Origin of the sequence: Chryseobacterium gwangjuense (assembly GCF_021311115.1) — a bacterium.
In the GTDB taxonomy this organism is placed as follows: Bacteria; Bacteroidota; Bacteroidia; order Flavobacteriales; family Weeksellaceae; genus Chryseobacterium; species Chryseobacterium gwangjuense.
Genome location: NZ_JAJTNP010000001.1, coordinates 420,149 through 432,631 on the forward strand (window position 1 = coordinate 420,149; position 12,483 = coordinate 432,631).

The 12,483-nt window shown below is 33.9% G+C and carries 11 protein-coding genes; all 11 read right to left on the minus strand.

Annotation, left to right across the window (positions count from 1 at the left end; all coding sequences use genetic code 11):
• Positions 1-7 precede the first annotated feature (7 nt).
• Positions 8-1,261 (minus strand): pyridoxal phosphate-dependent aminotransferase, encoded by a 1,254-nt coding sequence (locus LV842_RS01890; RefSeq protein WP_233109766.1) that lies wholly within the window; start codon positions 1,259-1,261, stop codon positions 8-10.
• 30 nt (positions 1,262-1,291) lie between these two features.
• Positions 1,292-2,194, minus strand: coding sequence for a tetratricopeptide repeat protein (locus tag LV842_RS01895; protein WP_233109767.1), 903 nt, complete (start codon positions 2,192-2,194; stop codon positions 1,292-1,294).
• A 14-nt stretch (positions 2,195-2,208) separates the two neighbouring features.
• Positions 2,209-3,924 (minus strand): phospho-sugar mutase, encoded by a 1,716-nt coding sequence (locus LV842_RS01900; RefSeq protein ID WP_233109768.1) that lies wholly within the window; start codon positions 3,922-3,924, stop codon positions 2,209-2,211.
• A 78-nt stretch (positions 3,925-4,002) separates the two neighbouring features.
• Positions 4,003-4,359, minus strand: coding sequence for a four helix bundle protein (locus LV842_RS01905; protein WP_233109769.1), 357 nt, complete (start codon positions 4,357-4,359; stop codon positions 4,003-4,005).
• Between the two features lie 60 nt (positions 4,360-4,419).
• Entirely contained in the window at positions 4,420-5,121 is a 702-nt protein-coding gene (locus LV842_RS01910) for a GIN domain-containing protein (protein ID WP_233109770.1), read from the minus strand.
• A gap of 6 nt (positions 5,122-5,127) precedes the next feature.
• Positions 5,128-5,841: a DUF3667 domain-containing protein gene (locus tag LV842_RS01915; protein WP_233109771.1), complete on the minus strand. Its 714-nt coding sequence runs from the start codon at positions 5,839-5,841 to the stop codon at positions 5,128-5,130.
• A gap of 123 nt (positions 5,842-5,964) precedes the next feature.
• Entirely contained in the window at positions 5,965-7,017 is a 1,053-nt protein-coding gene (locus LV842_RS01920) for a DUF2931 family protein (protein WP_233109772.1), read from the minus strand.
• Complete coding sequence (locus LV842_RS01925; RefSeq protein WP_233109773.1) at positions 7,017-9,329, minus strand: T6SS phospholipase effector Tle1-like catalytic domain-containing protein; 2,313 nt, start codon at positions 9,327-9,329, stop codon at positions 7,017-7,019. Before LV842_RS01925 ends, LV842_RS01920 begins: the two co-directional genes overlap by 1 nt.
• A gap of 71 nt (positions 9,330-9,400) precedes the next feature.
• Complete coding sequence (locus LV842_RS01930) at positions 9,401-10,090, minus strand: hypothetical protein (RefSeq protein WP_233109774.1); 690 nt, start codon at positions 10,088-10,090, stop codon at positions 9,401-9,403.
• On the minus strand, positions 10,074-11,264 hold the full coding sequence (locus LV842_RS01935; RefSeq protein ID WP_233109775.1) for a DUF4280 domain-containing protein: 1,191 nt from the start codon (positions 11,262-11,264) through the stop codon (positions 10,074-10,076). Before LV842_RS01935 ends, LV842_RS01930 begins: the two co-directional genes overlap by 17 nt.
• 228 nt (positions 11,265-11,492) lie before the next feature.
• On the minus strand, positions 11,493-12,464 hold the full coding sequence (locus LV842_RS01940; RefSeq protein WP_233109776.1) for a hypothetical protein: 972 nt from the start codon (positions 12,462-12,464) through the stop codon (positions 11,493-11,495).
• Between the last annotated feature and the right edge of the window lie 19 nt (positions 12,465-12,483).

The window sequence follows — 12,483 nt, forward strand, 5'->3', positions numbered from 1 at the left end:
AAAAAAATTATTTTAGATTATTCAAAGCATTTTCCAGCTTCGGCATCATGACAGAAATTTCATCGATTGCCAAACCTCCTACAGAAGCTCTGAACCAAGGTTCAGATTTTTCTTCACCGAAAGCTGAGAAAGGAACCAAAGCTACTCCAGCTTCGTTGATTAAATAGAATACCAAGTCAGAAGAATTTTCAATAATTGTTCCGTCTGGTTTTGTTTTCCCGATATAATCTAATTTGATGGTCAGGTAAAGCGCTCCCATTGGTTCGATACTGTCAACACTAAGACCTTTTCCTTTTAGATCCTGGATTCCACCGTGAAGAACTTTTAAGCTGGCTTCCAATTTATCTTTAAAATCTTCTACGAAAGCATTTAGATCTTCCGGATTTTCATAATATTTTGCAGTTGCTTCCTGTTCAGGTTTTGGTGCCCAAGCTCCAACGTGTGTAAGAAGAGCCTTCATTTTATCTAAAATGTGAGCCGGACCGAATCCCCAACCTACACGAACTCCAGTTGCAGCAAGGCATTTTGAAATACCGTCGATATACACAGTATATTCTTTCATTTCAGGGAAAAGAGATACAGGATCTACGTGTTCTGCGCCAAAAGTAAGGTTAGAATAAATTTGATCGTACATTAAGTACAACGGTTTTTCATTTTCACCTCTTTTTTTGTTTTCCGCTAAAACCAATTCGCAGATTTCTAAAAGCTGCTCTCTTGTAAACATTGTTCCTGTCGGGTTCAACGGTGAACAAAGTGCCAATAGAACCGCTCCGTCCAAATGAGGTCTTAAATCGTCCGCAGTCGGAAGGAAATTGTTTTCTGGCGTTGTTTTCACTTCTACAGCATTAGCTGAAGTAAGGTAAGCGTAATGGTTGTTGTTCCAAGATGGTGTCGGATACACTACTTTATCACCTTCGTCAACGATAGTTTTGTAAACCGCATAGATCAAAGGTCTTGAACCTGCCGTAATTAAAATATCGTTCGGTGAATAATCAAGATTCCATCTCGTTTTTAAGTCTTGGGAAACTGATTTTCTTAAAGATAAAAGTCCGTTTGCAGGCGGATAATTTGTCAGATTGTTCTGATACGCTTTCTGAATTTCCTCCTTCAATTTTGCAGGAATCGGATAAATATTAGAATTCAAATCACCAATCGTAAGATTAGCAATCTCCGCTCCTTTCGCCTTTAAATCATTTACTTCATTACCAATTTTTACAATTTCAGAACCAATCAGGTTCGCCGCTAATTTTGAAACTTTCACTTTATTTTAATTTAAATTTATTTACTATTCTCAATTAATATTTATTCTCTTATGAATCTCTTCTTCAGGAACTTTTGCATCAAAAAGGCTTATTAATTCCTTTGATTTTTTAGCTACATTCGAATTCGGATATTTTTTTATTATCCTATTAAATTCTTCTCTGTTTTCATCATATAACGTTCCGTCAGAATGTTCATGTGTAGGTGTATTATCCATCCCGAACAAATAATCGTGCAAATGATTATTGTACATCTCCTTTACTCTGGAAATTAAAGGACTTTTAGGATATTTTTTAATGAAATTTTCCCAAAAAACCGTTCTTTCGCCCAATTCTTTCCAAGAAATTACCAATCCTGCATCTGCCGAATAAAGACCTTCACTTTCTTTCGATAATTGTTCAATAAAGGTATTATAATCCGGTGTTACTTTATTTTTAAATACAGAAAAATAATGATCAGGCACAGACCAAATTTCAGTATATCCTTCTCCTACTTCTGTAAATTCAAGATCTCCTTTCTTCAGTTCAGCACTCAGTTTCTTTATATTTTCCGGGAATTTGTAGCTGTTACTTCCGGAATCATAATAATTTACATATTCTTCTAAGACTTTGCCCAAATTTTCACTTAAACAAGCTGTATATTTCTCACGAATCTTGATGTAATCTTCGTATAATTGAGCATTTTGTTCCGGCGAATTCTGAGTAATTTCTTTCTCAGTTTTATGTTGATACCATTGAAGAGCTGCAATATAATCTTCCGTTTTATTTTTAGAAGAACACGTAGTATCAATGGGTTGGTAATTATCCACTTTCGATTCTGTTTTAGCAATTGTATCACTAACATTCTTTTTATCTGAAACGTTAGTAGCAGTCTCCTTTCTACAAGAAAAAAGAGAAATCAATACAATAAAAGCAGCTAAACTATTTCTTATCATGAATCTAGTGACAATTAATCCAACTTTAAGTCTCTTTTTACCTCTCCTATTTTTGCTTCTAAAGCTTTCAATTTATCTTTAAAATCAGCTTCTGAAGTAACAGAATCCTTCACTGAAACATAAAACTTAATTTTCGGCTCTGTTCCTGAAGGTCTTACGCAAACTTTTGTTCCGTCCTGAGTGTAATAAATCAAAACATTCGATTTTGGAATGTCGTTCATTACCTGTTTTTCTCCTTTTGAAACGATAAAATTGGTTTGTTCTTTAAAATCCTTCACTTCTTCAACCAATGACCCTGCCAATTCTTTTGGAGGATTTTCGCGGAAGTTTTTCATCATATTCTGAATTTCTTCTGCTCCATCTCTACCTTTTCTAACAATATTGATCAATCCTTCGTAATACATTCCCAATTCCTTATAAATTTCGATCATGTATTGGTACATTGTTTTCCCATTAGCTTTACACCAAGCTGCAATTTCGCAAGCTAAAATGATACTTCCGCAAGAATCTTTATCACGAACGAAATCTCCGGTCATAAATCCGAAACTTTCTTCACCACCACAAATGAATTTTTCCTGACCTTCGAAATCACGGATCATTTTCCCTATCCATTTGAATCCGGTTAATCCAACTTTACAGTCAACACCGAATTTCTGAGCAATATCAAAGAAAATATCCGAAGTTACAATCGTAGAACCAATGAATTCTTTTCCTGTGATTTTCCCTTGTTTTTTCCATTGGTCTAAAATATAATACGTTAAAATCGTATTACACTGATTCCCATTCAATAACTGAATTTCTCCCTCAAGATTTCGAACAGCAATTCCTAATCTGTCACCATCCGGATCGGTTCCGATCACGATATCTGCATTCGTAATTTTTGCCAAATCCATAGCCATTTCCAATGCTGCAGGTTCTTCAGGGTTTGGAGAATCTACCGTCGGAAAATTTCCGCTAGGAATCATTTGTTCTTTAACTAAATCGATTTTCTTGAAACCAGCTTTTTCCAACGCTTTTGGAACTGTTGTATACGTTGTTCCATGGATAGATGTGAAAACAATATTCAAATTACCTTTTCCAACATCCTGGTAGGTTGAATTTTCAATACAAGTATCGATATAAACATCATCCTGCTCTTCTCCGATCCATTCGATCAAATCATCATTTCCGTTAAATTTAATTTCTTCAAATTTCACAGAATATACTTCATTGATAATGGCTTCATCATGTGGTGGAACGATTTGTGCACCGTCATTCCAATATACTTTGTAACCGTTGTATTCCGGCGGATTGTGAGAAGCCGTCAATACAATTCCTCCGTTACATTTTTTATCACGAACCGTAAAAGACAATTCAGGAGTCGGTCTGTGATTTTTAAAAAGCAATACTTTAATTCCGTTTGCCGTTAAAACATCTGCTACTAATTTTCCAAATTCTTTTGAATTATTTCTTACATCATAAGCAATCGCAACACTAATTTCCTCACCTTGAAATTGCTGTAACATATAATTCGCAAGTCCCTGTGTTGCTTGACCTAATGTATATTTATTTAAACGATTGGTTCCAACACCCATAATTCCTCTCATTCCTCCTGTTCCGAACTCCAATTCTCTGTAAAATGAGTCCTCCAAATCAGGCGAATTGCTATCAATTAATGACTGAACAGCATCTCTTGTTTCTTTATCAAATGTATCGGTTAACCAAAGTTTCGCTTTTTCTAATGTTGACATATTTGTATATTTTTTTGGTTGGAAGCTTAGAAGCGGGGAGCTGGAAGTCTTCCATCATCCTTCTTCAGGCTTCCGCTTTTATTTTTTTATTTGATTTCTGAACGCTATAATCTGATTCATTAGGCTATAGCTTTCATTATATAATTTATTAAAATTTTCTTCCGAAATATATTTTCTGTTTTTTGATTTATATAAACAGGTTACAACTTCAGCTAAAGAACGAATTGAATACCCTAAAAATTTCTTAAATTCTAATTTTGACTGTAAAATATTTCCTTCAGAAATATTTAATGCAACAGAATCAGAAGCCCTTCTAATTTGTGAAGTTAAATTAAACGCTTCATCTTTTGGAAAATTTTGAGATAAATTAAAAATACTTTCTCCAAAATCCATCGATTTCTGCCAAATAATCAGTTTCTCAAATTTAAAACTCATTGATAATTATTTTGTATTTTCAATTCTTCTAGCCTCTAACCTCCATCTTCTCTCCTTTTCTTATTCCAATTTTTTATTTTCTACTTTCGTTTCTTTATCTATTTTAAATGCACGAATCGGGTCATTATAATATAAGAATTTTGCCGTATTCTGAATGTGACCTTTTAACGAATCTTTTACATTTACTTCTGCATAATTCCCATTTTTAGAATCAATTTTCAGATTCTCTATTTTCCAATATGGCGCAATCAAACTTGCTGTATCAGAAATCTTTATCACTGCGTTTTTAGTTTGCCCGAGGAAATTAGCTCTACTACGGTTCTGCATTTCAACTTCTGCTCTTCTTGTATTTACCGAACCCATAAATGTAGCGTAATTTTTTAAGTTCAATCGAAAATTATCCGTCTTTATTTCGCTCGAAATGTTCATTTCGACAGAATCAGAAATGGCAACTTTTTCCAGATTATATTTTGAATAAATTGTCACATTATAAAAATCTACCCCTTTTGTTCCTCGTTTTTCTTTGATAGAAAGTGTTTTATTTTCTACATCAACATCAAGATTATCCGCAACATTCGGATAAGTTTCGATTTCAACAAAATTTTTAGCTCCTCTTGCATAAAAAACACGAAACTTTCCTTCCAGATCCAGATTTACAAATTCTGAAACATCCACATTTTTCCTTTCAATATTTCCTTTTGGTGAAACTTTTCCACAGGAAACGACAGCAACCAAAGCTAATGTGTACACTATATTTTTCATATCCAATTAAAATATTTCATATAAAACAGCAATTATTATCAGAGTTTCTATTCCCATCAAAACATAAAGAACCGATACTCTCCACAGTAATCCTGGTTTTGAGTATGAATTTTTAAAAGCAGTCCAATAAGTAATTGCCGGAAAAAGAATAGAAAGACCGAATATAATTTTATCAATGATATTGAAAATCTTTTCAACAGGTTTCCATAAACCTATCAAACTCACGATATCACTTAGCAAAAATAGGATTAAAATTCCTAACAGACTTACTGTTCCTATCATAAAATGTTCGGCAATATTCAATTTTATTCTTCTAAAAAGAGAATAGGCATTTATGGCTAACATCGGAATAATGACAAACAATATTACTTTAGAATATTTTGAGAAAAAATCCTTTACATAGACCACATCATCTGTAAGGGTTTGCGCAGGAGCAAATTTTTCATAATAATGGTAACTCAGGACGTTAAAACCAAAAAGAATCAGTAACAACGATATAAAATTGTTGTATCTGATTCTTTTTCCTGCAATATAATCCATCCCCGTTTTTCCGGATCTGAATAAAATATTTTTTAAAGTATGAAGAAATTTAGCTTCTACATGCCAAATTGATCCGAGAATATCATTTTTGATGAGCGAATGTATCGTTATTCTTGCTGTGTCGGATTTCTGTCCGCAATGAGCACAAAACTCATCGGAGATTGAATGACCACAGTTCAAACAACTTTTTTTATTCATAGTCATTTCAAAACACTCTGCTAATTCTTCATTTTTTACAAATATAAGAAAAAACACTATTTTTTTGCTGTTTTTTGTGTCCTTCGGAATTGATTAACCTGCTTTTTATCCTCCCCAGATTTCAATCACCTTCACTTTTTTCAACTCTACTTTTTCACTGTCACATTCAGCATATACTTTAATATCTTTATACATAAATGAAGGAACTAATACAATCTCAATGGGTTTATCAGAATGTTTTTCTTTAAATTTTTCGAATATTACCATCAGCTCCTCATCGTTAAATCCTATTTCTGCACTATATTTCTGCATCATAAAGACAACGTTGTAAGGAATTGCATCTTTTTTATAAATTTCCGTAGCCTTTGTGTCTATTAAATATTCTGATTCGCCATTATAATTCAATCGATAAATCTGATCAAAAGTATCTTTTTCATCGTAAGGATGAAGTCTGAAACGATAATTATACTTTTCTCTGTATTTATCCCACAACCCATACGGAATTCCGTTTTTTTCAATTACAGTTTTAATGCTGTCGGAAATGGAAATCTTGTATAATTCATCAAAAAAGCCTTGCTGGGTTCTATTATGTGGATTGTCATAGAAATCATTAACATCTACAGTGGTTTCTTTAGCCTGCAAACGACAAATTTCTGTTCTGTGGTGGTTACCGGAAAGCCATACTACGATTATACCTCCCGGAGCAGCGCCAATTGTTACTTCATCATAGGTTCCATTCTCCCATATTGATTTTCCGTTTTCAATTTCATTTCCTTTAACTTTAAATCCTTTTTGAAAAGCGGCTAAAATTTTATCTTTAGGCAAAGCTCCTTCTATTCTGTAAAATTTTTTCTCAGCATAAGCAACGTATGTAAGATCAATATAAGATGGAATAATATTTCCTCCCTGACCGGCTTTTGCACCGTCATATTGCCACGGTCCTTCTTCCATTCCTGCCTTTGGAACTCCACATATCATTTTTTTATTTTCATCGGCCAGATAGCCTTCATGCACTTCTGCAGTAAAGCCTGTAGCCGCAGAAAATGTTACCGCATAGGAAAAGTTTTTTTTATTTTCGATGTTCATTTGTTTGTTTCCTTTGTTACAGCTTTGTAATAAAAGTATACTGCACAGCAGATTGATTAATAATATTTTCATTAGTATACAATTCTTTTCCGTTTTCCGTTTTCTATATTAGGATGATCTTTCTGAACAGGGATTTCCGATAATTTTTGTCCATACCTTGAATTCCAATGCAGATAATTATTACGAAGGAATTTAATCCATTCATTCTTTTTGTCAGCTTCCGCATTCAGTTTTGCCTGTCCCTCATATTCCCGCATCTTTCTTTCTCTCTGATACCGGGCTGCATCCGGACTATTCGTTGCATATACAATTGGAGGTTCAACATGAACACCTGGCTCAACAAATACAAAAGGTTCTCCTCCTTTGAAGGAATAATTTTCTAATTTAGTCTTAATTGCCTCTAAAAACTGAACGTTACCACTAATCCAGTTTGCTTTAAAGTTTTTAAATTCTAATAAAGCGGATTTGTTAATTGGAAGTTCTTTCATCGTACAGAAATCAGCCATGATATGCAGAGGAATGTAGCTATACTGATTACTGATTTTCTTCCTATCCCCTTCCAGACGGAAATTATTAATAGTAGGCCTGTAAAAAGGATCCTGAATAATTGTAAGTTCACCTTCTTTAAACCACCCCTGTCTTATCAGCTCAGAGCGTAAAGGTTCCAGACTGCTTGCCAATATAGTAGCATCTATTCTTTTAGGATTATCCGGACGACCTTCTTCATAAGCTCCTCCTACATCGCAGTGAACTCCCGGATAAGATAATTCTATCCCTCCTTTTTTGCCACTGTCGGGAGATGTTTTGGTAACTGTCGAAATATTAACTAAACTAAAATTAGCACGATGCTCATCTGCAGCCACCATGTGCACCACATAATTAGCCTTATTTACATCATCCAGTCCAAGTTGTTTGTTATCATTTGACTGAGCTAAGCCATAATGTGGAACGGTATCATAAATTCCGACAAAACGAATGACAACTTTCATCTGCTCATCCATAAGCTTCATTTCATCAAGCAGCTGACCCAGATATCCGTATGACGGCATTATTTTATAAGCATATGATTGATCTAGAGAATAACCAAACATATCCCTTGCGTAAATAGTTTCTTTAGCATAAGTCACTTTAGGTTTATACGCTCCTTGTGTAACAACATGTACAAAATGACGAGCTGCTGCTGCTCCACGGCTAAATCCAAATACGTCAAAAGTTAAGACTCCAACGACTTCACGATCTTTATTGATATTAGAGGAAATGTATTGTTTTACGTCCTCAATAGCCTTTCGTACCCTATCTTTTATTCCGGCTGTTCCCATTCCAAAACCTGGTCCCTGCATAACATCGTCATCTTTATAATCTTCAGCCATAAGATCTGCTTCCTGTGTTTTTGGGGCAGAATTTGTTCCTATTCCTTCCGTATATACTTTAAATAGTTTCTTGGCTTTATCTTCTTTATATTTTTTAAATAAGATGGCAGGGTTTGAAAGATCATTTTCATAACTACTTTCCTGATCGTCAGCATCCCCATGTTTTTTATAGATGCTACCTGCCAGAATATTCCGGTTAAGTCCTGTTGTTTCTGTCTGATCTTTTCCTTCTGCTTTTTTCCTAAGTTCTGTATTATACATATTATTCAGCGTTCCGTCTATAAAAACCCCAAATGTAAAATGAACAGCTCTTTTTTTAGGTTTAACAGCAGGTTCTGTTTTTCCCACAACTATAGGATTACTCGTTGGTTTTGGCTGATCGACATGTTTTTTCAACTCATTTTCAACTACCAACTGAGTTTTTTCTTCAGCCTGGTCAATATGATTTTTGTATACTATTTTTACAAAATATTCATGCTCACTTTCATTAACCCAATCAGAATCATTTAGTTTTGTCTGGTATAAATTCAGATGATTGAAATATAAAAATGCATATCCTCTTTCATTGACAGCACTGCTCGTATAAGTTCCCATAGCACGGTCTCCGGTCGTATCATCTTCATACACCGATATTGTGAGACTGTCACCTTTCGGAATATTGGCGGTTTTTATGCTGAGTTTTATTTTATCCAGATATCCTACTTTACGCTTTCCGATAGCTTTTCCATTAGAATCTTGCCATTCCACAGATACTATTTCAGGACGGCTTGCAAGAATAGTCAGATTGACGGAATATATGTTCTGTTTACCATTTTGCACGGCAACAGCAACAAGCTTAACAGTTTTTCCCGCTAAGCTAACATTAAATTTAAAAGAACCATTGGTATTGGTTCTCAATACTTTGCCTCCATATTCTATTCTCCATTCTTTCGGAGTTATTTTCTTTCCTCCTGACGATAATGTATATGTACAGCTTGCGCCTGCGAGCGGACGTGTATCTCCTATAATTACCATAAATAATTCAGTATTAAGTGGTTTTCATCTGTTCTTTAGCTCATCTTATTGTTAGAAAATACCCTCAACTTTCAATTCTTCACAGTATAAGTGTCTTCATAAGAGTTAACAGAAATATTATCTTTCACAGTAGTAATTATTTTTTTTATCCTTTTATTCTCGTAATAATAGTTTCTTTTATAATTAAAAGTTTTATCATCATATTTACCTTGTATTTCAAGTTCTTCTAATCCGTTTTTACCTTTCTTTATTTTGGCAGATGTTATTGTTGAACTTTCAGGTAAATAAGGAGGAACATTGCCTTTTGGAAAAATAAAATCACAATTGCTGTATCCTTCTTTTGCTGATTGACAGTTTTCTTTGATTATATCTTCTATTTCCAGATCCTTCTTTATAAAATTGAGATTGTTCACAGGAACTTCATCCACTGATATGGGATTTCCGGACACAATAATATCTGAAAGGCTCGTATAGTAATCAACATACTTAATGCTTCCGTTAGCTGTTCTTTTTTTCTGTTTTTCATCATAATTAAACTCATTGACAATCAAATCGCTTTTATTACGGTTAAATGACAGAGAATCATTTTTCACAGAGTTACCATAAGCTCTTGCATATTCTGAATGATCAGGATGAAAATAATACTTTGCCTGAAGTTCATTATTCCCTGAATGAACTACTACATAATCATGTTTTTGAGATTTACAGCCTAGGTAAAAAAAGAACACGATAAAAAAATACAGATTATTTCTTTTTCTCATTGGGTTTCTTTTTTCTGGTTTTTAATTCTTTCCAAAAAATAGTTCCTAAATATACCGCTCTAGATTCCAGAGCAATAGTATCTTCAGTTGCATATTTATTGTTAGGGTTTTTGCCCGGAGTATATTTTTCTTTAGGGGCATTAAAAGTCGCTCCGAGTCTCTCAACTCCTGTCTGCCATTTGGAATGATGCTCATCTGAGATAGTCCATCCCATTGTATTCATATGAATCTCAAATTTCCCTGTTGAATACCTGTCATCATCGGATGAAAAAGCAGCCTGTTCTGCACCATCCCACATTGTTGCTCCATTACTTGGATCTTCATCTGTTGTTAATGAACGGATAATTGCAGCCAATGCCAATTGTTTTTTGGTTTCATTTCTTTTTTCAATTTTCGTATTTCTGAATAAAACAGCCTGAGTACTATTTATTCCATAAGCAACTTTATTGATTTTATGAACGGAAGCTATAGCCCGCATTTCTAACTCCAACTCTTCTTCCATCTCAACATTCCCCCTATACGCTGAACTTTCGCCATATATTGTAGATGCTTTCTCTACGAATTTTTCATTTGAAATAGCTGCTCCTTTTTCTTTAAGTAAATTAGTTTCAATATTAATTCCCGACCATTTCTTATCTCCTTTAACTTTATCATATTCCTCCTGAGTCGCTAAGTATATTTTGGTACTTTTCTCTATCCCACCCAAATAAAGTCCTTCTTTTGTATAATAAATATATTCAGTATTATCTTCTTCTACAGGCAACAACTGCGCTACCACTTCCGGCCGCGCATTCTCCACGTTCTGCTGATTCGGTTCGGCAGTCTGTCCATGAAAAATGATTTCTATACTTGGAGATCCGCTTATGGCACAGGTTGCTTTACTGTCTTCAAGAAGTGCTTTTCCATTATTATCTTCTACTGTAATATTTTCGTAGTAACCATCCCATTTCGTAACAGTGGGTGTGCAAGGACTATTATTCATTTTTGCACAGCTTCCAAAAGTATTTTTCTCGAAAGTAGTTCCAATATCCACATGAGTAGCCATTAGTTTCTGGCTCCCATCTTTATCGTTGATATAACGTTTGCTCTGGGTTTTTACCATAAGTTTATCCGGAGCTGTTCCAAATTGACACTTACAGATTGCACCCTGACAAACCAAATGTTTTTCACTCATTCCTTATTGTATTTGATGTACAGGAAAAATATTTGCATCAAGAAAATCTATACTAAAAATTTCTTCACAATATTTGCAAAGAATACATTCAAAAAACGGATTATTCCTGTAGAGGTAAATACTGACCAGCTATTTGGTACAGAATTATTCTAGAACGATTTGAGTTTGTGATAAACTTCAGGGACTAAAAAGTGCTTTCATATTATTATTTTTTATGATTTTGGTATATCAAAGATAAGATTCTTGTCGATATATTTCAATAAAAATCTTAATTTCTTGATGATCATAAAAAGTTGATAATGTTCCGGTAACTGAAGATATGTTTCTTGTTTTTTTGTCTAACTGATAAACGAGGTCAATTTTTCCCTTTTTCTCATCAAGGCTTATTTCTTCATACCCTTGGTCACCAGTTATATGAACAAGAATTCTTCCTCTATCCGTATACATTTTTTGAAGAGAAAAAACAGCATCATAAAAAACCGTTTCACCTAAATCAGGAAAATAAAATTCTATTTGCTCTCTTTTTTGATAACCAGGATATCTGTCATAAAGAGGTAAAAAAAAGACCGGATAGAAGATATTCTGTTGTAGGCTTACTATATTTTTTTCAATATGTTCATAAAAACGGTTGAATTTTGCAATCATCTCATCTGTAATCTCTCCTACGTAACGTTCGCGGATTGTTGGAAGATAAATTTCCTTCCATCTTATTTGAATGTCTTTCCCGTTTTTTATCTCACTCAAATTTCCTTTCTGATGCAATGAAAAATGTAATGGATATAATGCTTCTCCGGCGGTTTCTATCAATTTTTCAACCATCAGATTTACTTCTTCATCATTCACATAGAGTTTTTGCCTTGAAACTGATACTCTATTTTCAGACAATCTTTGAATATCAACGAGATAATGCATTCTCAAATCCTGGGGTTGTTGTACTATTGAAACACCATACATAAATTCTCCTGAAAATTCAGGAATTTCAATATGGGAGGATAAAAGCTGTTTTTCTTTCCATTGATTGTACTTATCTACAGGAACATAGAGATACTTAATATATTTAGGAAGCTGTTCCGGCAACAGCTCATGCAACGTACAGTTTTGATTATGGAACGAAATCAGTTCTTCCTTTGAAATATCATATTCTTCGGATAAAAAATTAATATCTACCAAATTTTCTATTTCTATTTTAACACTTTCCATGCTTTCTTTTTTCATCATT